This is a genomic window from Winogradskyella sp. 266wxhm (assembly GCF_058964685.1).
The window spans coordinates 652,610-677,889 of record NZ_CM179559.1 but is presented as its reverse complement, the minus strand read 5'-3'; the positions used below and the strand labels follow the sequence as shown (position 1 = coordinate 677,889).

Below are 25,280 nucleotides of genomic sequence, written 5' to 3'. Positions count from 1 at the left end.
TTTGGCTTTTTTGATTTTGTATATGTAACTTTTAATTTAAGCTACTGGTTCTAACTACTAGCTTACCTTCAGAAATCCCATATTCTATATTAGCAATTCCGTTATTATCTTTGTAGGTGGCGCTTGTTTTATTTCCATTTTTATTTTCCAGGGTGATTTTTATGCTTACTAGTTCACCAGTTTTATTTCTTTCTATTTTTGAGTATTTTACAGAAATATCTTCTCTCTCGAGTGTTGTTTTTTGAAGATCAAGAATATAATCTTTACTATCTTTATCAATATAAACTAAAGTTCCATTTCGAGTAGGGTTTTCATCATCATAATATTGTACGCTGTAGGCTATTTCCCATTTAGCATCAGTTTCTTTATTACTAGACTTAGTGGTCCATATGTTTTCGTCTTTAAGATCAATTATTACAACACCATTTTTGCCTTTTTTACCATAAGCTTCTATAGCTTTTTCTCCTTTTATTATCTCCATCTTTTCGACGGTATTTGAACTTATTGTAGAAATAGGTTTTTCAAAAGTTTTACCGTTAACTATATATAATGGTCTTGGGGTTTCATCGAAAGCAGATTTTAATTTTATTTCATTAGGTTTTAATATTTTAATATGTTCACTGTGAATTTGTACGGGTTCATCACTTTGAAAATAGAGATCAGACTTTAGTTTTGTCAATTTCTTTATTTCCACAGAATCTAAAGAGTTATAATATTGAGTGTCGTTATTTTTTATTTTTTCTTCAATTTTTTTAATCATTATGTTTTTCTGATTATCATATTCTTTAGCTTGGGTTGAGTCTACTGAATACAGCTTGTCTTCATTTTTGTTGTAAATAAATGTTTTTGGTTTTGATATCTGTATTTTATTGTTGGTAGTATCAATTTCTTCAATAATTATAATTTCATCATTGCCAAAATTTCCAACACCAAACCTGTCTTCATTCATTTCAAAATAAAATGGCTTTATACCAACGCTGCCAGAAACTCCGTAGTTAGCACTATTATCATTAGATTTAAAGGTGATATTGATGGTTGTTATTTCTCCGTTATTGTTCCTTTTTATTTTATTGATAATCATTTCAACTCCTTGAGATTTTAGCTCTTTTGAAATGTTTTTTAACTCTTCATCAGATATCGATTTATTGAAAATTACTTTTATAGAATTCTTTGTGTTTTTTAAAAAAGATTGATGTGCTCTTTCTTTTAAAGTATTAATACGTTCTTGTTTTATTGTCTCAGTATCTATTTGATCATCAAAATGTAAGGTTGAACCATTTAGATTACCCACAAAACCTCCTTTGTCTCCATATAGCTCTTTGTAGATTAAGAAAGAATTTATGGGATTTATTGAATTGCCACCTCCATAGCTATGTCCGTAAAATTTAACAAATAGATTGGTCAATTCATTATTTTTATTTCTTTTGATTTTACTAAAGAGTAGAGAACCTCCATGGTTTTTAACAAATTTAGACATTGCCTCAAGCTCTTTGTCAGTAGTTTTGTCTGTGACTATCAGCTCTATGGTTTTATCACTAGATGTTTTAGAAACCCCAGATTCTACATAAACCTCTTTAGTATTCATGCTTATAAGCAGTCCTGCCAAGAGAGGAAGTATTAATAAATATTTCCACTGCCTTTTGTTGTTTGATTTTGATTTGTTCAACATAACGATTCGTTTTTTGATTGATGAATTGTATAAATTATTTGAAAATGAAATATTATATTTTGTAATGCTTGTTTTTAAGAGTAAGCGTTGGTAGTCTTTTTGTGTTTTAGATTTACTTTGTGTGTATTTGTCAGCTATGTACTCTAAGTTTTGTTGAACATCTTTTTTATATAGCCAGATTAAAGGATTGAACCAGAATAAAACACGTGCCAATTCAGTAAATACAAGGTCTATAGAATGTAATTGGTCGACATGAATTTTTTCATGTGTCAGCATTAGTTTTAATTGTTCGTCATTAAAACTGTTTGGGTTGTAAACAATCCATTTAAAAAATGAGAATGGTGATATTTTCTTGTCGATAAATACATAAGTGTATAGATTGTCTTTTCTTTTCGGGTTTCTTAAAAGCAGAACAATTAATGATCCGAAACGAAATACAAATTGAATCAAAAATAGTATCACGCCAGAGATATAAATTGTTGAAAATAAGTTAATCCAGTTGAAAGGTTCGGCAGTATTAATTTCTTGGTAGTTTATAGGAGTATTTTCAGGGACAATAAAATTATTTTCTGGTATAGCTACAGGTTCAATGATGATTTCAATAGGTATTATAATTAGAGGGAATATTGCAGCTGCTAATATTCCTAGTAATAAAAACCATCTGTTGTGCTCAAAAAAAGTTTCTTTCTTTAAAAAGAAATTATAACAAAGATAAAATAATGCAATTACGGCACTTGATTTTAAAAGATATTCCATAATCAATCTTTCTTTTCTATTAGTGCAATAATTTCTTTAAGCTCATCTACGCTTATTTTTTCTTCTTTGGCAAAGAAAGACACAACGTTTTTGTATGAATTATTAAAATAATTTTCAATAGCGGTATTCATAAATTTCGTTTTGTAATCTTCTTTAGAGATGATAGGGTAGTATTGATGGGTTTTGCCATAGGCATTATAACTAACATAACCTTTTTCTTCCAGGTTTCTTATGATTGTGGAAAGTGTATTGTAATGTGGTTTATCATCAGTTATCTCAGCAAGTACATCCTTTACGAAGGCTTTTTCTAGCCGCCATAAAATATGCATTATTTCTTCTTCCTTATTTGTGAGCTTTAGCATAACTGTATTTGTTTTTTAATTGATATATTTCAAATATAACTATTTTTGTAGTTATAAAACTATAATAATAGTTATTTAACGAAAAATTTAGTTTTTAGTTTGTGTAAAAATGAAGTAGTATCTTCGCAACTCAAATAATTAAAGCTTTAATTTTATAGTACGAATATGAGTATACTCCTTGTTGTTGCTGGTTTAGCGTTGTTAGTTGTAGGTGGTGATTTTTTGGTTAGAGCATCGGTAGGATTGTCTTTTAAATTAAAAATCTCAAAGCTTGTCATTGGTATGACTGTAGTGTCTTTCGCCACTTCAGCACCAGAACTTTTAGTGAGTTTACAGGCGGCATTAGATGGAGTTTCTGATATAGCTCTTGGTAATGTTATAGGTTCTAATATAGCTAATATTGGACTTGTTTTGGGGATTACGGCTATGATTTCTCCATTAGTTGTTGATAGGGAATTTTATAAGTTGAATTGGCCAATGATGATGCTAATATCATTTGCACTTTATTTTTGTTTAAATAATGATAAAGTTTTAACAGCTCTAGAAGGAGTTATATTATTTGTGGCTTTAGTCATTTTTCTTATAATTTTAATAAGAAATTCAAGAAGAACTTTAACAGCAAATGTGGATGAAGTTAACGATGCGTTGGCTGAAGTTTCTAACTTCAAAATCGTTATGTGGTTGCTAATTGGGGCGGCAGGTTTGTATTTTGGTTCTGAATGGTTAGTACAAGGGGCAAAACAATTAGCGGAAGCAGTAGGTGTAAGTGATTATGCTATTTCGGTTACAGTGATTGCTATTGGTACTAGTGTGCCTGAGTTAGCGGCTTCGGTAATTGCGGCTTTAAAGAAAGAAAAAGCTATATCTTTAGGGAATCTCATAGGTTCTAACATATTTAATATAGCATCTGTTTTAGGGTTAACAGCTATCATAAAACCTATTGCGGTAAATCCTGACACACCAGAAATCTTGTCTACTAATATATTCTGGATGATTGCTTTTGCAGCAGTATTAATCCCTTTGATGATTCTTCCAAAACGATTTGAAATAGGACGTTATAAAGGAATGCTATTGTTTGGCGCATATATGGTATTTATTTATTTAACACTTAAATAAAAAAAAAAGACCCATTTATTTTAAATGAGTCTTCTTTAAACTTAATATTTATTTACGTTGTCTTAAACGTCTGCACTTTTTACAGTTTTCACTATTCTACCAGCTACTTTGTATGGATCAGCATTAGAAGCAGGACGTCTATCTTCTAACCAACCTTTCCAGCCTTTTTCAACTGTAATAATTGGGATACGAATTGAAGCACCTCTATCAGAAACTCCATAGCTAAATTCATCTATAGATTGAGTTTCGTGCTCACCAGTTAAACGTTGATCGTTAAACTCTCCATACACAGCGATATGCTCTTGAACAACAGGTCTAAATGCTTCACAAATTTTTTCGTAAGTTGCTTTGTCACCACAAGTTCTTAATACTTCATTAGAGAAGTTAGCGTGCATACCAGAACCATTCCAGTCCATGTCTTTACCTAATGGCTTTGGATGATAATCTATATAGTAACCGTATTTTTCAGTTAAACGATCTAATAAGTAGCGTGCTACCCAGATTTCGTCTCCTGCTTTTTTTGCACCTTTAGCAAACAATTGAAACTCCCACTGACCAGAAGCAACCTCTTGATTGATACCTTCAAAATTTAAGCCAGCAGCAATACATAAATCAGCATGTTCTTCTACAAAAGCTCTTCCGTGAGTATTTCTTCCACCAACAGAGCAGTAGTAAAGACCTTGAGGCGCAGGATATCCACCAACAGGGAAACCTAAAGGTAATTGAGTTTTCTTATCCATGATAAAATATTCTTGCTCAAAACCAAACCAAAAATCATTATCATCATCATCAATCGTTGCTCTACCATTAGATTCGTGAGGAGTGCCATCAGCATTTAAAACCTCTGTCATTACTAAATAGCCATCTTTTCTTGTAGGATCAGGATAGATTGCTACAGGTTTTAATAAACAATCAGAAGCACCTCCTGAAGCTTGTCTTGTAGACGAACCATCAAAAGACCAAATAGGACAATCTTCCAGTTTTCCACTGAAATCCTCTTCTACTTTGGTTTTACTTCTCATATTTTGAGTAGGCTTATAGCCGTCAAGCCATATATACTCTAACTTAGATTTACTCATTGTGTTGTTATTTAATAGGTTTTCAAGTGCAAATATTGTTATTTTTTTCTATTGCTCAAAAAAAAGAGGGGTAATTAGATGAAAGGTTATTAATTAATTATTAACAGCCCTAATATTTAAGGGGTGTGTTTTAAGAAAATCATTTATTCGTATTTTTGCGCCCTAAAAACTAAGAATATGTCAACATTGAGATTTCATGCTATAAAAGAATCTTTAAATAGAAAACCATTAGAGATTAAAGAATTTAAAAGGCGTTCCGAGGCTTTTGGTGCTAATGTTTTTAATCAGGCATCTATGCGTCAGTACCTAACAAAATCTGCGTTAAATAGTATAACTGAAGCTATAGAAAAAGGCACTAAAATAGATAGAGTTACTGCTGATCATATTTCAACAGGAATGAAAGAATGGGCTGTTTCTAAAGGTGCAACACACTATACACATTGGTTTCAGCCTTTAACGGGTTCCACAGCAGAGAAACATGATGCCTTTTTTGAAACTATAGGCGATGGATTATCTATTGAAAAATTTGAAGGAAGTCAGTTAGTTCAGCAAGAACCTGATGCTTCAAGTTTTCCAAATGGAGGAATAAGAAACACTTTTGAAGCACGCGGTTATACGGCTTGGGATCCTTCTTCACCAGCATTTGTTTATGGAACTACACTGTGTATTCCTACAGTTTTTGTGGCTTATACAGGTGAAGCCTTAGATTATAAAACACCATTGTTGAGAGCGCTTCAGATAGTAGATAATGCTGCAGTAGCTGTATGTAAGTATTTTGATAAAAATGTAAAAAAGGTAAATGCATCATTGGGGTGGGAGCAAGAATACTTTTTAATCGATAGCACGCTAGTGGCATCTAGACCAGATATTGCTTTAACAGGAAGAACACTTTTGGGGCATTCGCCAGCAAAAGGACAGCAGTTAGATGATCATTATTTTGGTACTATTCCTAATCGAGCAATGGCTTACATGAGGGATTTAGAAAATGAATGCATGCTTTTAGGGATTCCTGTAAAAACAAGACATAATGAAGTGGCACCAAATCAATTTGAGCTAGCTCCAATTTTTGAGGAGGCTAACTTAGCTGTAGATCATAACTCTTTATTAATGGATGTGATGCAGAAGGTTGCTGAACGTCATAATTTTTCTGTACTTCTTCATGAAAAACCTTTTGCGGGTGTCAACGGTTCGGGTAAACATAATAATTGGAGTTTAGGTACAGATACAGGTGTTAATCTTCTGTCTCCAGGAAAAACACCTATGAGTAACCTTCAATTTTTAACCTTCTTCATTAATACTATTAAAGCAGTATTAAAATATGAAGAGCTCCTTCGAGCGTCTATTGCTTCGGCTAGTAATGATCATAGGTTAGGAGCAAATGAGGCACCTCCTGCAATTATCTCAATATTTATAGGAGAGCAATTAACTAAGGTTTTAGAAGAGCTTGAAACGGTAACGAAAGGTAAATTATCTCCAAAGGAAAAAACAGATCTAAAGCTTAATGTTGTTGGGAAAATACCTGAAATTCTTCTGGATAACACAGATAGAAACAGAACCTCGCCATTTGCTTTTACAGGGAATAAATTTGAATTTAGAGCTGTGGGATCAATTGCAAACTGTGCAAACCCGATGACGGTTTTAAATACAATTGTAGCTAAGCAGTTAATCGATTTTAAAGTTGAAGTTGATAAATTGATAGATGGAAAAGGCATGAAAAAAGATGATGCTATCTTCAATGTGTTGCGCGAGTATATTAAGACGTCGAAAACTATTCTTTTTGAAGGTAATGGTTATAGTGAAGATTGGGAGAAAGAGGCAAAGAAACGTGGTTTGAGTAATAACAAAACAACACCTAAAGCCTTAAAGGTTAAAATATCAGAATCAACTTTAGAACTTTTTGAAAATTTAGGTGTGATGAACAAAGTTGAATCTGAAGCACGCTATGAAATTGAGATGGAAGACTATGTTATGCGAATTCAAATAGAGAGTCGTGTAATAGGTGATATTGCCAGAAATCATGTTGTACCAACAGCGGTGAGATATCAAAATATATTGATAAAGAATGTTACGGGTTTAAAAACTATTTATGGAGATAATTTTAAAGAAGTAGCGAAAGAACAATTGTCTCTTATAGAGCAGATTTCAAAACATATAGAGGCTATAAATTCTTTGGTAACGCAAATGACGGAAGAGCGAAAAACTTGTAATACCTATATAGATATAGATAAAAAGGCAGACGGCTATTGTAATAAAGTTAAGCCCTTGTTTGATAAGATTAGATACAACTGTGATAAGCTAGAACTTTTGGTAGATGATGAACTTTGGCCATTGACAAAATACAGGGAGTTACTATTCACTAAATAGTAATTTTGAGTGTTATTTGAATGTTAATTCGTTGAAAAGCATACGTAATCATACGTACAAAAGTTAAATTAAAAATTGTGATTTATGTCGTTTGTCGATTACATTTAACGAATTATCGAAAAGGGGGTTAAATCATGTTAAAAAACTTGTATCTCCCATTTTTACAAGGGGTTTATTTAGTATTTTTGTAGTGCTATTAATCAATATTTGTAAAAATGAGAAAGTTACTATTAAGCGTAGCTATACTTGTGGGTGCAACCTTAATTCTTTCACAAGACAATTCAGAAGACTTGAACGATGTTACTAAAGAAAACATTGTAGATATTCAGTCAAAGCTACAAGCAGAATCTTAAAAAAGATTTTTAACATAGGCAATTTAATTATTGTCATAAAGAAGAAAGATAAAATTGGAAACAGTTTTATCTTTTTTTGTGTTATACATTTTCCTCATAATTAATGTATTGCTAAATATTTTTCTATATTGCGGCGCTCCTATATCTATGTGAAATAAACGTACTATTAAATTGTAGTTTATGATTTCTAAACATAGAGTCGTTTTTTTATTTACTTTAATGTGCCTGGTGTGCATTAATTTTTCATTTTCTCAAGAACAAAATAGTAGAAAGGAAAAGTTAATAATAAACAGGCTCGACTTCTATGATTACCGAGGGGTCTGGGGATTAGATGTGGCAGCAGGAAACTCTATCATAAATGGGGATTATCAAGATCCTGAATTTGAAATTTACTTTAGAGGTGGTTTTAAATACCATATTACAAGCCATCTTAATTTTAATGCAACTTACAATAAGTATAATCTAGCTTATAAAGAGTTTTATAATAAAGGCTTTATGTCTTTTGATTTAAACTTAGAACTTTTATTAAACCCTTTTGGTCGATTTACACCTTATTTATATGCAGGAGGAGGGTATAATGCTAGTAACTATTTTGAGGAAACTTCGAATAAAGTTCAGGGTGGGTTTGGTGTTGAAGTTATTGTTTTAGAACATTTAGGATTAAAGATTTTTGGGGAATATAATCATGCTTTTACAGATGAGCTTGATGAAATGACTACTGGAGACACAGATGATGTGTTTTACAGAATAGGTTTAGGGCTTAACGTCTACTTTGGTGGCCAGAAAAAAAGAGAAAAACTTAGAAAAAAAATAAAGACAGTTATTAATTCTAACCCAATAGTTCCTAATAATTAAACACAATCCTTATTTTTGCATAACCAATCTTAATAATCCTCAATGAGCAATTCGGTTAGCAAAAGATATGCACAACGTGGTGTTTCTGCCTCAAAGGAAGATGTGCATAACGCTATTAAAAATATAGACAAAGGTTTATTTCCAAAAGCATTTTGTAAAATAGTTCCAGATTATTTAACCAATGATGATGACTATTGCTTAATAATGCATGCAGATGGTGCTGGTACAAAGTCGTCTTTAGCTTATATGTATTGGAAGGAAACAGGCGATATATCGGTATGGAAAGGCATAGCTCAAGATGCTTTAATTATGAATATTGATGACCTTCTGTGTGTTGGTGCTACAGATAATATTATGTTGTCTTCTACAATAGGAAGGAATAAAAATCTTATTCCAGGAGAGGTGATTTCAGCCATTATAAATGGAACAGAAGAGCTTATTGAAGATTTGAATTCGTTTGGAGTTACTATTCACTCAACAGGTGGTGAAACTGCAGATGTTGGAGATCTGGTAAGAACAATCATAGTAGATTCTACAGTTACAGCTAGAATGAAACGCTCTAATGTTATAGACAATGCAAATATTTCTGAAGGAGATGTTATTGTTGGTCTTGAATCTTTTGGTCAGGCGACTTATGAAGCTCAATATAACGGAGGAATGGGAAGTAATGGACTTACATCAGCAAGACACGATGTGTTTGCAAAGTACCTAGCAGAAAAATACCCAGAAAGTTTTGACGCTGCGGTGCCAGATGAGCTGGTATATTCAGGTACAATAAAGCTAACAGATGAAGTAGCAGATTCACCAATAGATGCAGGTAAACTAGTGTTGTCACCAACCAGAACATACGCTCCGATTATAAAAGCAATCCTAAATAAATATCAAAGTGATTCTATACACGGTATGGTGCACTGTAGTGGTGGTGCTCAGACAAAAATTTTACACTTTGTAGAAAGCCTTCATATTATCAAAGATAATATGTTCAAAATACCACCGTTATTTAAATTGATACAAGAACAGTCTAAAACCGATTGGAAAGAGATGTATCAAGTTTTTAACTGTGGTCATCGTATGGAATTGTACGTAAAGCCAGAAGTAGCTGAAGATATTATAGCTATTTCAAAATCGTTTAATGTAAATGCTCAAGTTATAGGTAGAGTAGAATCTTCAGATGAAAAGAAGTTGACTATTCAAAGTGAGTATGGTACATTCAATTATTAATAAAATGACAAAATATTTTTCGTATTTCTTAGTTGTAGCTTCCTTATTTTTTATAAATAATCTAACAGCTCAACCAGACTCTTTGTTTTTCAAGTCCAAGGAAGCTAAAAAAGTTATTGCACCAAGTTGGAAAATGGTAAAAGAAGTAGGTTTGTATCTTAACCAAGTATCTTTTACAAACTGGAATGCTGGTGGTGCAAACTCTATTTCTGCTATTGCAACAGGAAAAGCAGCTGCTAAATATAAAGACGAATATCTATTTTGGAATTCCTCTGTGTCATTGCGTTATGGTATAAATAAACAAGAAGATCAAAGTGTGCAAAAAACAGAAGATGTTATTGAATTAATTTCTAATTTAGGATTTCAAAAAGACTCCACAAGTAATTGGTTTTATTCTGCAAAGTTTAGCTTTAATTCTCAATTTTCATACGGATATAATTATCCTGATACTTCGCAACCTATTTCCAAATTTATGGCACCAGGCTACATGTTTTTTGGAGCTGGTATGGAATATGGTAGGCACATAGATCGTTTGTCTTTTTATGCCTCACCGCTCACTGTTAAAACAACATTTGTGCTAGATGATTATTTAGCAAATATTGGAGCTTTTGGTGTAGATCCAGCAATTTATGATGATGAAGGGAATCTACTAAAACCAGGGAAAAAAACAAGAAATGAATTAGGTATTCTTTTAACAAATCAATACGAAGAAGAGTTATTTGAGAATATAAAAGTGAATAGTCTTGTAAGGCTTTATACAGACTACATCAATAGTTTTGGTAATGTAGATTTAGAATGGGAGCTTACTTTTGATATGAAAGTAAACAAATACGTAAAAGCGATGTTAGGCTCTCATCTAAGGTACGATAATGATGTCAAAACCGAAGTAGAAACTGATGAAACGACTAACCAAGAATATGTTATTTCTGGTCCTAAATTACAGTGGAAACAGCTACTTGGAGTAGGTGTTGTTGTGGACTTAAATAGTATTGGAAAGAGTTAGTAATAGGGTGATTCAAAATAATTCTTTTTTCTGGCTTGTAATTTCCAAATTCTTAAAAATTTTCTTATTCAAACCTCTTTGAGTTAAACGATTTTTATCTGTCTTATTTTTTTAAAGGTGCTAAAATAAAATATTTTTTTGTTAACTTTTTTGTGTTGATAAAATTTTAAATGTATGATTTTTAATATTTTATGAATTTTTTTTGAAAACTTTCTGATTTTTGCCATGTTGTAAGTTTTTGATTTTTGTTTACTTTGCTGTTGCAATTAATTCATCTAACGACTTAAATCACAAACTAACCATGAGTACACAAACCCAGTCCAAAGTACATTCCAAAACTTACTCACAAGAAGAAGCTTTTGAAGCTTCATTACAATATTTTAATGAAGACGATTTAGCTGCGAGAGTTTGGGTAAATAAGTATGCATTAAAAGATTCTCAAGGCAATATTTATGAGTTAACTCCAAACGATATGCATAGGCGTATTGCTAAAGAAATTGCCAGAATTGAAGCGCGTTACCCAAATCCATTATCGGAAGATGAAATCTTTGATCATATAAAAGATTTTAAATATATCGTACCTCAAGGAAGTCCAATGGCAGGTATTGGTAATCCATATCAAATAGCCTCATTGTCTAATTGTTTTGTTATAGGAAATGAAGGAAATTCTGATTCTTACGGTGGAATTATGAAAATCGATCAAGAACAGGTGCAATTAATGAAACGACGTGGTGGTGTTGGTCATGATTTATCTCATATTAGGCCAAAAGGTTCACCTGTTAAAAATTCTGCTTTAACATCAACAGGTATTGTGCCCTTTATGGAGCGTTATTCAAATTCAACCAGAGAGGTGGCTCAAGATGGAAGAAGAGGTGCTCTTATGCTGTCAGTTTCAATAAATCATCCAGATTCTGAAGATTTTATTGATGCAAAATTAGAGCAAGGAAAAGTTACGGGTGCTAACGTTTCTGTTAGGATAGATGATACTTTTATGAAAGCCGTAAAGTCTAATACGGACTATACTCAGAAGTATCCAATATTTAGTGAAAATCCTAAATTTTCCAAAACTATCGAAGCTGACAGATTATGGAAAAAAATAGTTCATAATGCCTGGAAATCGGCTGAACCTGGTATTTTATTTTGGGATACAATAATTAATGAGTCTGTGCCAGATTGTTATGCTGATTTAGGTTACAAAACCGTATCAACAAATCCATGTGGCGAGATACCATTATGTCCTTATGATTCTTGTCGTTTGTTAGCTATCAACTTATTTTCTTATGTAGAGAATCCTTTTACGGATAAAGCATCATTCAATTTTACACTGTTTAAAAAGCATGTGCATGTGGCACAACGCATTATGGATGATATTATTGATTTAGAGCTTGAAAAGATTGATGCTATTTTAGAGAAAATCGATGCAGATCCAGAGTTAGACGAAGTTAAAGCTACGGAACGAAATTTATGGATGAATATTAGAACAAAAGCCAAAGAAGGACGTAGAACAGGAATTGGTATTACTGCCGAAGGAGATATGTTGGCGGCTTTAGGAATTCAATATGGAAGTGAAGAGGGTAATGCTTTTTCTGTTGAAGTTCACAAAACTTTAGGCATTGAAGCTTACAGAGCATCTGTTTATACCGCAAAGGACAGAGGTGCTTTTGAAATTTTCGATGCAAAAAGAGAAGAAAATAATCCTTTTATTCAACGTATAAAGGAAGCAGACGAGAAATTATATTATGAAATGCTAGAGTATGGTAGAAGAAATATAGCTTTATTAACTATTGCACCAACAGGTACTACAAGCTTGATGACACAAACTTCTTCAGGAATTGAGCCTGTATTTCTACCAGTTTATAAAAGACGACGAAAAGTTAATCCAAATGATAAAGACGTTAGGGTTGATTTTGTAGATGAAGTTGGAGATTCATGGGAAGAGTATGTAGTGTTTCATCATAGATTTAAACAATGGATGGAAGTCAATGGTATAGATACTACTAAAAATTATGGGCAAGAAGAACTCGATGAGCTCGTACAAAAATCACCATATTATAAAGCTACCTCAAATGATGTAGATTGGTTGAGTAAAGTGACTATGCAAGGTGCCGTACAAAAATGGGTAGATCATTCAATTAGTGTAACAATTAACCTTCCTAATGATGTTTCTGAAGAATTGGTCGGTGATTTATATCTAAAAGCTTGGGAAGTTGGCTGTAAAGGTGTAACAGTTTACAGGGATGGATCACGATCTGGTGTTTTAATTTCTAATGATGAAAAGAAAGATAACGAAAATGAAGAATCTACTTCAGCTTTTCCAGTAAAACGTCCGCAAATTTTAGAGGCAGATGTTGTCCGTTTTCAAAATAATAAAGAAAAATGGATTGCCTTTATTGGGTTAATAGATGGTAAACCTTATGAGATTTTTACAGGACTGGCGGATGATGAAGATGGTATTTTAATTCCACGTTGGGCAGAAGGAGGTCTTATTATTAAAAATAGAGACGAAGATGGTAACTCTCGTTATGATTTTCAGTATAAAAATAAAAGAGGTTACAAAACAACGATAGAAGGTCTGTCTTATAAATTCAACCCGGAGTATTGGAACTATGCCAAGCTTATTTCTAGTACATTGCGTCACGGTATGTCTATTGATAAAATAGTTGATTTAATAAATAGTCTACAACTTGATGGTGAGAATATTAATACTTGGAAAAATGGTGTAGTAAGAGCATTGAAACGCTATGTTGCTGATGGAACAAAAGCCAAAGGTCAAAAATGTTCTAATTGTAATTCGGAAAACTTAATTTATCAAGAAGGCTGTTTAACCTGTAACGATTGTGGTTCTTCTAAATGCGGATAAGAAAACAGTTTTAAGTCTAAAATATGAAAAGCTACGGATTAATTCCCGTAGCTTTTTTTATGTCTGGTCTTTAAAGTTTAAGGGTAATTAAATAAAGCCTTTTATTAAGGTTATAAATGTTCCGGTGATAATACTATCTATTAAAAATAATGTCCCGAAGAATTTTAAATCAGATACACCGCTTATTCTATAGAAGTTTAAGCGTCTTCTCAACTTTCGGTCAGAAAGCATTAACCATAACAAACCTGTTAGAAATAATTTGGTGCATAGCGCCAATATCAATTCTGGATTAATTACCGTAATGCCAATAGTCACTAAAAATGACCAGGAAGCGAGCGGTTTATAGTAGTTTAGTATAGAGGAAACCTGCCTTAGCATACTATCTAAAACGCTTAGACCGCAAAAAATATTTTCTGAATTTAGAATAAAATACAATTCTTATAAAATCCATAAAAAATTGTACTTTTGACTTCCAATTTTTTGAAGAACGATGTTAGAGAAAATACAGATAGTAAAACAACGTTTTGATGAGGTAAACGACCTGATTATTCAGCCAGATATTATTTCAGATCAACAACGTTATATTAAACTTAATAAGGAATACAAGGATCTTAAACAGATTGTTGATAAAGGTGAAGTTTATAAAGAACTTTTAGATAATATTTCTGAAGCAGAAGAAATCATAGCGGATGGTTCTGATGCAGAAATGGTAGAAATGGCAAAAATGCAACTAGAGGAAGCTAAAGAAGAACTTCCAAAAGTTGAAGAAGATATCCGTTTCATGCTTATTCCTAAAGATCCAGACGATGCTAAAAATGTAGTTGTTGAGGTGCGTGCAGGAACAGGTGGTGATGAAGCTAGTATTTTTGCTGGTGATTTATACCGTATGTATTCTAAATATTGCAGTGACAAAGGCTGGAGTGTAGATGTTGTAAGTCAGAGTGAAGGAACATCAGGTGGTTTCAAAGAAATCATTTTTGAAGTTTCAGGTGAAGATGTTTACGGAACACTAAAGTTTGAAGCTGGTGTACACCGTGTACAACGTGTACCGCAAACAGAAACTCAAGGGCGTGTGCATACCAGTGCTGCAACAGTTATGGTTTTGCCAGAAGCAGAAGATATTGATTTTGAATTAGACATGACAGAAGTACGTATAGAGCGTACCACATCTACAGGACCAGGTGGACAATCGGTAAACACGACCTATTCTGCAATTAAGCTTCACCACGAACCAACAGGTATGATTGTGAGTTGTCAAGATCAAAAATCATCGCACAAAAACTTAGAGAAAGCTTTAAAAGTTTTACGTACACGTTTATACGATTTAGAGCTTGAAAAGCAACGTCAAGCAGATTCTGAGAAGCGTAAAAGTATGGTGAGCTCTGGTGATAGAAGTGCTAAGATTAGAACCTATAACTATCCTCAAGGACGTGTAACTGATCATAGAATTGGTTTAACACTTTACGATTTATCCAATATCATTAATGGTGATATTCAGAAAATAATAGACGAATTGATGTTAGCAGAAAACACGGAGTTGTTAAAAGCTAGCGACGATGTAATTTAAAATTTTGAAGCCTCTTTTTTGAGGCTTTTTTATTTTTCGTTCCTGTGAGAAAGCAGGAATTTAGTATATGAAAACAAAGAAAATTGTATTTATTGTTCTCTTGGCTTTCATAATAGTTTATATGCTATTGAAATGGTCCGGAGTTTTGATGGCTTTTCAAGTCCCATCAACATCAAATGAACCAAATCTAAAAGTTGGATCTAGGTTTCTTGGATCAAGCTTAAAAAAGCCTAGGCCATTAGATTTTGCTTACTTTAAATTTTCAGATAGTTTAGAAGGTTGGACAATTGTAAAAAGATTAATTGCTGTACCTGGTGATACTTTGAAATGTGTAAATGGAAATTACTTTGTAAATGGCGTTAATATAGATAAAGATATTAATTTAAGATTTGCTTATAAAATTTCACCAAAAGTTTTCAATGCTTATATCAGAGGGAAAATTGAAGATGAGGATTTCTATAAATATTATTATTCTGATTCTATTATTGCTTTCTTAGATGATTCTTTTGTTGATGATTTACCTATACAATTAGATAGAAATTATGATAAAGAAAGGTCAATGTTATCCAATGAGATTTTTAATGAGAATTCTGATTGGACAACTAATAATTTTGGACCAATCATTCTTCCTGAAGAAAAGTATTTTTTCTCAGGGGATAGCAGAGATAACTCTATAGATTCTAGATATAGAGGTTTCGTTGATGAAAATAATATTATAGGCACTGTTTTAATTAACTTTTAGATGACAACAAACCAACTAATCACTCAAATCAAAAAAAAGCAATCCTTTCTGTGTATAGGATTAGACGTAGATTTAAATAAAATTCCTCAACATTTATTGCAAGAGGAAGATCCAATATTTGCTTTTAATAAAGCTATAATTGATGCAACACATCACCTTTGTGTGGCGTACAAACCAAACACAGCATTTTATGAGGCTTACGGTTTAAAAGGATGGAAAGCACTAGAGAAAACCATTAAATATCTTAATGAAAATCATCCAGAAATTTACACTATAGCAGATGCAAAACGTGGAGATATTGGTAATACCAGTTCTATGTACGCCAAAGCTTTTTTTGAAGATCTAGGTTTTGACAGTGTTACAGTTGCTCCATATATGGGTAAGGATTCTGTAGAACCATTTTTAGCGTTTAAAGATAAGCACACCATTCTTTTGGCTTTGACTTCTAACCAAGGAGCGTTTGATTTTCAAACTAAAACAGTTGATGGAGTAGAGTTGTATAAGCAAGTTTTGGAAACTTCAAAAACTTGGGAAAATGCTCAAAATTTAATGTATGTAGTTGGTGCTACAAAAGCCGAATTTTTAGCTGACATTCGTAAAATAATTCCAGATAGTTTTTTATTAGTGCCTGGAGTTGGTGCTCAAGGTGGAAATCTTCAAGATGTATGTAAATATGGTATGAATGATAATGTAGGATTACTAATAAATTCTTCTAGAGGAATTATCTACGCGTCACAAAACGACGACTTTGCCGAAGCAGTTGCAAAAAAAGCAGAAGAATTACAGCTTCAGATGAAAGATGAATTAAAGCTTTTATAATAGTTTTGGTTGTGTTAGATCAATTACATCGAAGCGTTGATTTAAAACAAAAACCTATACGAATTGTATCGTTAGTACCTTCTCAAACAGAATTATTGGTGCATTTAGGTTTAGAGAATTCCGTAGTTGGTATTACTAAGTTTTGCGTTCATCCTAATCATATTCTTAAGTCCAAAACTATTGTTGGCGGAACTAAACAGATTCATGTCGACAAAATCAAGACACTTCAACCAGATATCATTCTTTGTAATAAGGAAGAAAATACACCTGAAATAATTGAAAGCTTAAATAAAGTTGCTCCGATTCATATTAGTGATGTCAATAATCTAGAAGATTGTTTTGAGCTTATTAAAATGTACGGTGAAATTTTTGAAGTAGAAGATCGTGCTTTGGATTTGATTGAAAATATCAAAAAGGAAAGATTAGACTTTCGTGCTATAATTCAGAATAGAGAAAAACGAAAAGTCGCTTATTTTATTTGGAAGAAACCTTGGATGGCGGTAGCTTCAGAAACATTTATTAATTGTATGATTAATGATGCTGGTTTCGAAAATGTTTTTAAAGGTGAAAAACGCTATCCTGAAATCAAATTAGATAATCCAAAATTAAAAGAGGCTGAAGTTATATTACTTTCAAGCGAACCTTATCCATTCAAAGAAAAACATATAAAGGAATTAAAATTAATTTTTCCAGATAAAGAGGTTGTAATTGTTGATGGTGAACTATTTTCTTGGTACGGAAGTCGCTTGCTAGAATCTTACAAATATTTTAGTAGGTTATTTGCATAAAAAAAGTCGGTACTAACTACAATACCGACTTCTAACTAACTAACTGTTTCTTAATCTTGTGTAAGACTATTTACTAACTTAATCTTTTGCACTGCAAAGATGCTGACTTTCTACGTGACTAATGTTATGTTAATATTAGGATATAATTAAATGTAGTTTAATAGCCCTCTAAGTAATAAGTTATGAGACAGCAGCTTAGTGTTGTTTTGTTATTGTCTGTAAATTTATTTATTAAGTAAGACGGACTTTAAAAAATAAAAGCAAAACCTTAATAGATTTTGCTTTTTTATATTGTAAAAAGAGAGCTGTTCTTAATCTTGAAGCGCAAAAACTTTCTTTAATAAGTCTGTGGTTCTTGACGAAACTTTAGTTCTAATTTCCTTTTCTTCAACAGCAATCATAGTGTATACGCCACTTAAAGCTTCTTGGGTTACATAATCCGTTAAGTCTGGATTAACGTCATTTGTAAAAGGTATAGCGTTATATTTATTAATAAGGTTAGACCAAATTTGATCTGCACCAACTTTAGCAAAAGAATTATTTATAACAGGATGGAATTTGTCGTAAAGTTCGGTTTGCGTTTTAGAGGTTAAATATTGAGTTGCTGCGTTATCCTCACCTAGCAGGATATTTTTTGCATCATCAAAAGTGATACCTTTAACAGCGTTAACAAAAATAGGGGTAGCTTCTTTTACAGCATCTTCGGCAGCTCTATTTAATACTTTTAAACCTTCGTCAGCAAGATTACCAAGCCCTATATCACGAAGTCCTTTGTCTACTTTTTGAAGTTCTTCAGGAAGCAAGATTTTTACGAGTTCATTTTTATAAAAGCCATCGGTTTGTGTCAGTTTTGTAACTTGTTTGTCTATACCAAGATCTAAAGCTTGTCTCAGTCCAGATGCAATATCAGCATTACTTAAAACTCCACCAGATTGTGGTAATTGGTTAACAACATCTTGCAATTCAGCACAAGAAATAAGTGAGAAAACAGTAAGTAGTAAGAATATTTTCTTCATGATATATAATGATTTTTGAGTAATCAAAGATAACTCAATTGATTAAACAAGTATAGTTTTAAAACGCTAAAAATCTGCATCAAGAAAAAATAACAGTCTTATTATTGAAAACCATTACCTTTCTATTAGCGTGAAGTTTTATAGCATTAGAAAGTACTATTTTTTCTAAATCACGCCCTTTTGCTATTAGATCGTTTATAGTGTAGGTGTGGGATATGTGAGCAACATCTTGCGCGATAATTGGACCAGCATCTAATTCTTCTGTAATGTAATGACTTGTTGCACCTATAATTTTTACACCACGTTTAAAGGCTGAATGGTATGGTTTTGCGCCAACAAAAGCAGGTAAGAATGAATGATGAATATTAATAATTTTATTAGGATACTTATCAATAATTGTGCTAGACACAATTTGCATGTATCTGGCTAAAACAACAAAGTCTACATCATGAGATTCTAATAATTCTAGTTGTTTCTTTTCAGCTTCTGTTTTGTTATTTCTAGTTACAGGAACATGGTAAAACGGAATTTTAAAATTATCGGCAATCGGTTTTAAATCCTTATGGTTGCTGAGAAGAAAAGGGATTTCTAAATTTAATTCACCAGAATTATATCTTCCTAAAATGTCATATAAACAATGGTCATATTTAGAAACAAAAACAGCCATTTTTGGTTTCTTTTCTGAAGAGTAAATTCTCCACTTTAGATGGAATGTTTTTACAAGACCATTTTTGAAATCCATTTTAAAATCTTCTAAAGAGAATGAACTTGAAGAAAATTCACATTCCAAACGCATAAAAAAGATGTCTTGTTCTCTATCTACATGCTGATCTAAATAAACGATATTTCCTTTATTATTAGCTATAAAATTAGAAACTGAGGCGATAATATTCGGTTGGTCCTTACAGTGGATCAATAATGTTATTTTATCCATGAAAACAGTGTTGGTTCAATAGATAAAGTTAAATAAAATAGGGAGTTAGGGTAGTTTTTAAGAAAAATTATTTGTGATAGATTTTTGTTAGGGTATTTTGATCTATAGGTTTTATAAGATAATCTTCAACAGATGTAATTTTAATCACTTCTTGATAGTCCTTATCATCAACCGATGAAGTTAAAATGTAGATTTTAGGATTGTAATTGTATTTTTGTCTAAAAGCTTTAAGAGCGCTCAAAAAATCCCATCCGTCCATTACAGGCATGTTTAGGTCTAAAAAAATTATTTCAGGTAGAAAATGAATGTCTTCCGATTGATTTTCCATAAAATCAAACATTTCTTTCCCATTATCAAATAGTAGAATATTTTCTTCTTTAATACCTGTTTTTAGTAAGAGCACCTTTGTCACTTTCCTAAAAATCATGTTGTCATCAATGATTGCTGTTTTATTCATATGAATGGGGAAGTTTTATTTTAATTCTAAAAGCAGTGCCTTTGCCAGGTGTGCTAAATATATCCATTTTACCGTTTAGCTTTTTAATACAAAGCTCTGTAAAGTAAAGTCCATAGCCATTTGAGTTATGACTTCTTTTATGAAACCTTTTTCGTTTTCTAAATAAATGTTTTTTGAAGAAAATTAAGTTAATACCAGATCCGTTGTCCTTGTATAGAATATTGTATGTGTTATTTACTTTGTAGGCTGAAATTGTGATTTTTAAATCAACATTCTCTCGCTTGTATTTAAAGGAATTGCTCAATAAATTCCTAAACACCGTATCGATACAATTTTTAGATAAAATAAGATCGTCTTTAATAGAAATAGTTAAGGATGTATTTTTGGGTATGGATTTTTCTAAATTGGAATAAATATATTCTATACCAGCTTTTAAGGATATCTTTTGATCATCAATTAAATCTTCATTTTTAATAAAATTGTGATATTGCACCAAAGAGTTTATACCTTGATTAAGTCTTTGGATAGAAGTGTTGAACATAGTTTGTACTTCTTCGTTAGTGAAACTTTCGTCTGAAGTTATTTGTTCCGATACTTTTTGGAGTTCTTCTAAAGCTATAATAGGTTCTCTTAAATTATGAGAAGTAATTGTAGCAAAATCTTCTAGATACGCATTTTTTTTCTTTAGTTTTTGATTGAGCTCTACAAGCTCAGTATTCATGGTGTTTAACTTTCTGTTTTTGCTTCTTAATTCAGATGACTTTTTGGTAATCTCTATATAGAATATGATAAAGTTATAAGAGTAAAAAAACATATTTATAAATGAAGAGGTATTCAAGAATAAAATAATAAAGAACGCAGCCTGTACTACGGTAATAATCTTGTTGTAGGCTAATACAGAAGTTAGTATTATAAGTAGTATAGGTATTAAAAAGAAGTATGGAAAATAATTATAAGGATGAGTGCGCCTAGACGTTATTTGATCTAACTTTATAGGGCTTATACGTTTAATTAATTTTAATTCAAAAAGTGATATGGAATTCATAAAGAATAACATAGCTGTATTCCAGCTTAATGTTTCAAAACCAGGTATGGTATTGAGTTCTTCCATGTCCAATAAATAATAAAAAACAGCAAAAGAAGATAAAATATATAATGATCCGTTTAGCAATAAAAACACAACCTTTAGTCTCTTTACTTTTATAAAATATAAGGCTAGATAGGTTAAAACAAAGAGTATTATTGTTATTATGGAGCTAAGTCTCCATGCAATAGGGTCAACTATTCCAAAACTTATTAAACAAAGTTGTGTAGTTTGAATCAGTAAACCAGAAAGTATTAGAACCTGAATTAAAGTCTTATTTTTAAGGAAATAAACAAAACCTAGTAATAGGAAACTAATACTAGTTATGACTTTCATTGTTGCGCTAGGATTTATAGTATAACCTGAAAAAACATTATGAAAATCACTAGTGAGCCAAAAAGTAATGTTAATTACAGAGACAAGAATGGTTACTATAGCAGTTAACTTATAGGAAAAAAATAGACTGACACTTAAGTTTTTTCTTACAAGATTTTGCATAGGGCTAATGTTTTAATTGTCTGAAAAAAAAGACTTTACACACAAGAAAGTCTATTTAAATTAATTTCAATTTAAATAAATTAACTAGCATAGACAAATAATTAGGGATAAGTCTTTCTTAGATATTGAAAAATCCTTTTATAAATCGCAATTTTTTTGAATTATCCGTAAATTGCAGCTCTTAAAAAGATAGATTTTTACGAATGGAACAAATCGCACCATACAAACCAAAACATAAAGTACGTATCGTAACCGCAGCATCACTTTTTGATGGGCACGATGCATCCATAAATATCATGCGCCGTATTATACAAGCTACAGGCGTAGAGGTTATTCATTTAGGTCATGACCGTAGTGTAGAAGAAGTTGTAAATACAGCTATTCAAGAAGATGTAAATGCAATCGCATTAACGTCGTATCAAGGTGGGCATAACGAGTATTTTAAATACATGTACGACCTTTTAAATGAAAAAGGCGCAGGTCATATCAAAATTTTTGGCGGTGGCGGCGGAGTAATTCTTCCTGCTGAAATTAAAGAATTAATGGATTACGGTATTACTCGTATCTACTCGCCAGATGATGGTCGCGAGCTTGGTTTACAAGGCATGATTAATGATTTAGTGCAACAATCTGACTTTGCAATAGGAGATAAGCTAGAGGTAAAAGTTGAAGATTTAGCTAAGAAAAACCCAAAAGATTTAGCACGTGTTATATCTTCAGCTGAAAATTTTCCAGAAGTAGCAAAAGACACTTTAGATCAAATTCATAATAAAAATAAAACGTCAAAAACACCAGTTTTAGGAATTACCGGTACTGGTGGCGCAGGAAAATCGAGTTTGGTAGACGAGCTTGTTAGACGTTTTTTAATCGATTTTCCAGAAAAAACCATTGGTTTAATTTCTGTAGATCCATCAAAACGAAAAACTGGTGGAGCATTGTTAGGTGACCGTATTCGTATGAATGCTATTAACTCACCTCGCGTGTATATGCGTAGTTTGGCAACACGTCAATCTAACTTAGCATTATCAAAATATGTTAATGAAGCGGTTGAGGTTTTAAAGGCTGCCGAATACGATTTAATCATTTTAGAAACGTCTGGTATAGGACAATCCGATACCGAAATTATAGAACATTCTGATGTTTCACTTTACGTGATGACGCCAGAATTTGGTGCGGCAACTCAGCTTGAAAAGATTGATATGCTTGACTTTGCAGACTTAGTAGCTATCAATAAGTTTGATAAAAGAGGTGCAAAAGATGCTCTTAGAGATGTACGTAAACAATACATGCGAAACAATAATCTTTGGGATATTCCGCAAGACAAATTACCTGTTTTTGGTACTATCGCATCGCAGTTTAACGATCCAGGAATGAATACGCTGTACAAAACAGTAATGGATAAATTAGTTGAAAAAACAGAAACTGATTTAAATTCAACTTTTGAAATTACTGATGAAATGAGCGAAAAAGTATTCGTCATTCCACCAAATCGTACACGTTACTTATCAGAAATTGCCGAAAATAACCGTGCTTATGATAGTACTGCGGCAGTTCAAGTTGAAGTCGCTCAAAAATTATATGGAATTTTTAAAACTATATGTTCTGTAGCTGTCATTTCGAACGAAAGTGAGAAATCTCTTTTAGATAAAAATGGGTTAAATTTTGATGAGATCCTGAATCAAGTTCAGGATGACAAAAAAGATTTCATCAAAATGCTTATTGCAGAATTTGACCGTGTAAAACTAAACTTAGATCCATACAATTGGGAAGTCATCACAGGTTGGGAAGACAAAGTAAATAAATACAAAGCGCCAATTTATAGCTTTAAAGTTCGAGATAAAGAAATAAAAATAGAAACGCATACCGAGTCGCTTTCACATCTACAAATTCCAAAAGTCGCGTTGCCAAAGTATCAAGCTTGGGGCGATATTTTAAAATGGACGTTGCAAGAAAATGTACCAGGAGAATTCCCATATACTTCAGGTTTATATCCTTTTAAAAGAAAAGGTGAAGATCCTGCACGTATGTTTGCTGGCGAAGGCGGACCAGAACGTACCAACAAGCGTTTTCATTATGTAAGTGATGGTATGCCAGCAAAGCGTTTATCTACAGCTTTTGATAGTGTAACGTTATACGGAAGTGATCCAGATTTACGTCCTGATATCTACGGAAAAATAGGTAATGCAGGTGTAAGCATTTGCTGTTTAGACGATGCTAAAAAACTCTATTCAGGATTTAATTTAGCAGATGTAAAAACATCGGTAAGTATGACTATTAATGGTCCTGCGCCAATGTTGTTAGGCTTTTTTATGAATGCAGCTATAGACCAACAGTGTGAGATTTACATCAAAGAAAATGGTCTTGAAAAAGAAGTTGAAGGTAAAATAGAAACCATCTACAAAGAAAAAGGTGTAGAACGACCAAAATACCACGGAGATTTACCAAAAGGAAACGACGGTCTAGGGTTGATGTTGTTAGGTGTTACTGGTGATCAAGTGTTACCAGAAGCAGTTTATAACGATATTAAAACCAAAACCATTGCGCAAGTAAGAGGTACAGTACAAGCAGATATTTTAAAAGAAGATCAAGCTCAAAATACGTGTATATTTTCAACAGAGTTTGCCTTACGTTTAATGGGTGATGTACAAGAGTATTTTATTGACAATAACGTGCGTAATTTCTATTCGGTATCTATTTCTGGTTACCATATTGCAGAAGCTGGCGCTAACCCAATTACACAGTTAGCGTTGACGTTATCTAATGGTTTCACTTACGTAGAATATTATTTAAGTCGCGGTATGGATATTAATAAGTTTGGACCAAACTTATCATTCTTTTTCTCAAACGGAATCGATCCAGAATACGCCGTAATTGGTCGTGTAGCAAGACGTATTTGGGCAAAAGCTTTAAAAAATAAATATGACGCCAATGCTAGAGCGCAGATGTTAAAATATCATATCCAAACGTCTGGTCGTAGTTTACACGCGCAAGAAATTGATTTTAACGACATTCGTACCACATTACAAGCGCTTTATGCGATTTATGATAACTGTAACTCGTTACATACTAATGCGTATGACGAAGCGATTACAACACCAACAGAAGAATCTGTACGTCGTGCTATGGCAATTCAGTTAATCATCAACAAAGAATTAGGATTAGCAAAGAATGAAAATCCGTTACAAGGTTCTTTCATTATAGAAGAATTAACCGATTTAGTTGAAGAAGCAGTTTTAGCAGAATTTGACCGTATTACAGAACGTGGTGGCGTTTTAGGTGCAATGGAAACTATGTATCAACGTAGCAAAATTCAGGAAGAAAGTTTGTATTATGAAACGTTGAAGCATAACGGAGATTTCCCAATAATCGGTGTAAATACCTTCTTAAGTAGTAAAGGATCGCCAACCGTAATTCCTGCGGAAGTGATTAGAGCAACAGAAGAAGAGAAGCAAAATCAGATTAAAACATTAGAAAATCTACACAAAGGAAATGATACTGAAAGCTTATTAAAAGCACTTCAGCAAAAAGCCATTAACAACGAAAATATTTTTGAAGCCTTAATGGATGTTTGTAAAGTATGTAGTTTAGGACAAATTACTTCAGCATTATTTGAAGTTGGTGGACAGTATAGACGAAATATGTAAGCAGAGAGCCGCTTTTTGATGTTTCAAAAAGCGTGCAAATCGCTTACCTTGAGCGTGGTCGAAGGGTCTTAAAAAGTTATTTGTTAAAATTAA

The 25,280-nt window shown here is 32.4% G+C and carries 20 protein-coding genes; 12 read left to right on the top strand and 8 right to left on the bottom strand.

All coding sequences use genetic code 11. The features are described from left to right. Positions 1–31: 31 nt before the first annotated feature. A complete protein-coding gene (locus AC2H4K_RS03160; protein ID WP_281138265.1) occupies positions 32–2,425 on the bottom strand; it encodes a M56 family metallopeptidase in 2,394 nt (797 codons plus the stop codon). Positions 2,426–2,427: 2 nt separating this feature from the next. Next, positions 2,428–2,787, bottom strand: a complete 360-nt coding sequence (locus AC2H4K_RS03155; RefSeq protein ID WP_281138264.1) for a BlaI/MecI/CopY family transcriptional regulator — start codon at positions 2,785–2,787, stop codon at positions 2,428–2,430. A 165-nt stretch (positions 2,788–2,952) separates the two neighbouring features. Between AC2H4K_RS03155 and AC2H4K_RS03150 the strand changes: the two genes are divergently transcribed. Next, positions 2,953–3,903 (top strand): calcium/sodium antiporter, encoded by a 951-nt coding sequence (locus tag AC2H4K_RS03150; RefSeq protein ID WP_281138263.1) that lies wholly within the window; start codon positions 2,953–2,955, stop codon positions 3,901–3,903. 62 nt (positions 3,904–3,965) lie between these two features. On the opposite strand, the gene AC2H4K_RS03145 is transcribed toward AC2H4K_RS03150, so the two are convergent. Further along, a complete protein-coding gene (locus tag AC2H4K_RS03145; protein ID WP_281138262.1) occupies positions 3,966–4,982 on the bottom strand; it encodes a glutamine synthetase beta-grasp domain-containing protein in 1,017 nt (338 codons plus the stop codon). A gap of 177 nt (positions 4,983–5,159) precedes the next feature. Between AC2H4K_RS03145 and AC2H4K_RS03140 the strand changes: the two genes are divergently transcribed. The 6 genes from AC2H4K_RS03140 to AC2H4K_RS03115 all read left to right on the top strand — a co-directional run bounded on the left by AC2H4K_RS03140 (position 5,160) and on the right by AC2H4K_RS03115 (position 13,638). Further along, the gene (locus tag AC2H4K_RS03140) at positions 5,160–7,346 is read left to right on the top strand and encodes a glutamine synthetase III family protein (RefSeq protein ID WP_493742806.1); all 2,187 of its coding nucleotides are present in this window, start codon (positions 5,160–5,162) and stop codon (positions 7,344–7,346) included. Between the two features lie 215 nt (positions 7,347–7,561). Then, on the top strand, positions 7,562–7,699 hold the full coding sequence (locus AC2H4K_RS03135; RefSeq protein ID WP_281138260.1) for a hypothetical protein: 138 nt from the start codon (positions 7,562–7,564) through the stop codon (positions 7,697–7,699). A gap of 180 nt (positions 7,700–7,879) precedes the next feature. Next, positions 7,880–8,554 carry a putative outer membrane beta-barrel protein gene (locus AC2H4K_RS03130; protein ID WP_281138259.1) on the top strand — a complete coding sequence of 225 codons (675 nt, stop codon included), beginning with the start codon at positions 7,880–7,882 and terminating at the stop codon, positions 8,552–8,554. A gap of 42 nt (positions 8,555–8,596) precedes the next feature. Next, a complete protein-coding gene (locus AC2H4K_RS03125; RefSeq protein ID WP_281138258.1) occupies positions 8,597–9,775 on the top strand; it encodes an AIR synthase related protein in 1,179 nt (392 codons plus the stop codon). A 4-nt stretch (positions 9,776–9,779) separates the two neighbouring features. After that, positions 9,780–10,778: a DUF3078 domain-containing protein gene (locus AC2H4K_RS03120; protein ID WP_281138257.1), complete on the top strand. Its 999-nt coding sequence runs from the start codon at positions 9,780–9,782 to the stop codon at positions 10,776–10,778. Between the two features lie 301 nt (positions 10,779–11,079). Next, entirely contained in the window at positions 11,080–13,638 is a 2,559-nt protein-coding gene (locus tag AC2H4K_RS03115) for an adenosylcobalamin-dependent ribonucleoside-diphosphate reductase (RefSeq protein ID WP_281138256.1), read from the top strand. An 87-nt stretch (positions 13,639–13,725) separates the two neighbouring features. Here AC2H4K_RS03115 and AC2H4K_RS03110 read toward each other — a convergent pair whose 3' ends face one another. Continuing rightward, positions 13,726–14,016 carry a hypothetical protein gene (locus AC2H4K_RS03110; RefSeq protein WP_281138255.1) on the bottom strand — a complete coding sequence of 97 codons (291 nt, stop codon included), beginning with the start codon at positions 14,014–14,016 and terminating at the stop codon, positions 13,726–13,728. 112 nt (positions 14,017–14,128) lie between these two features. Between AC2H4K_RS03110 and prfA the strand changes: the two genes are divergently transcribed. The 4 genes from prfA (at position 14,129) to AC2H4K_RS03090 (ending at position 17,554) form a co-directional block, all read left to right on the top strand. Beyond that, entirely contained in the window at positions 14,129–15,205 is a 1,077-nt protein-coding gene (prfA, locus tag AC2H4K_RS03105) for a peptide chain release factor 1 (RefSeq protein WP_281138254.1), read from the top strand. A 67-nt stretch (positions 15,206–15,272) separates the two neighbouring features. After that, positions 15,273–15,947: a S26 family signal peptidase gene (locus AC2H4K_RS03100; RefSeq protein WP_281138253.1), complete on the top strand. Its 675-nt coding sequence runs from the start codon at positions 15,273–15,275 to the stop codon at positions 15,945–15,947. Next, on the top strand, positions 15,948–16,766 hold the full coding sequence (gene pyrF / locus AC2H4K_RS03095) for an orotidine-5'-phosphate decarboxylase (RefSeq protein WP_281138252.1): 819 nt from the start codon (positions 15,948–15,950) through the stop codon (positions 16,764–16,766). A gap of 11 nt (positions 16,767–16,777) precedes the next feature. Next, positions 16,778–17,554, top strand: a complete 777-nt coding sequence (locus AC2H4K_RS03090; protein WP_348634876.1) for an ABC transporter substrate-binding protein — start codon at positions 16,778–16,780, stop codon at positions 17,552–17,554. A gap of 311 nt (positions 17,555–17,865) precedes the next feature. Here the strand turns inward: AC2H4K_RS03090 and AC2H4K_RS03085 are convergent, their stop codons facing one another. From AC2H4K_RS03085 to AC2H4K_RS03070, 4 genes are all read right to left on the bottom strand, one after another. Next, positions 17,866–18,570 (bottom strand): DUF4197 domain-containing protein, encoded by a 705-nt coding sequence (locus tag AC2H4K_RS03085; RefSeq protein WP_281138250.1) that lies wholly within the window; start codon positions 18,568–18,570, stop codon positions 17,866–17,868. Between the two features lie 79 nt (positions 18,571–18,649). Continuing rightward, positions 18,650–19,504 (bottom strand): formyltetrahydrofolate deformylase, encoded by an 855-nt coding sequence (purU, locus tag AC2H4K_RS03080; protein WP_281138249.1) that lies wholly within the window; start codon positions 19,502–19,504, stop codon positions 18,650–18,652. Positions 19,505–19,571: 67 nt separating this feature from the next. Next, positions 19,572–19,961 carry a response regulator gene (locus AC2H4K_RS03075; protein ID WP_129761587.1) on the bottom strand — a complete coding sequence of 130 codons (390 nt, stop codon included), beginning with the start codon at positions 19,959–19,961 and terminating at the stop codon, positions 19,572–19,574. Further along, entirely contained in the window at positions 19,954–21,543 is a 1,590-nt protein-coding gene (locus AC2H4K_RS03070) for a sensor histidine kinase (RefSeq protein WP_281138247.1), read from the bottom strand. Before AC2H4K_RS03070 ends, AC2H4K_RS03075 begins: the two co-directional genes overlap by 8 nt. 203 nt (positions 21,544–21,746) lie before the next feature. Here AC2H4K_RS03070 and AC2H4K_RS03065 point away from each other — a divergent pair, with 203 nt between their 5' ends. Beyond that, the gene (locus AC2H4K_RS03065; RefSeq protein ID WP_281138246.1) at positions 21,747–25,187 is read left to right on the top strand and encodes a methylmalonyl-CoA mutase family protein; all 3,441 of its coding nucleotides are present in this window, start codon (positions 21,747–21,749) and stop codon (positions 25,185–25,187) included. The last annotated feature ends 93 nt before the right edge of the window (positions 25,188–25,280 follow it).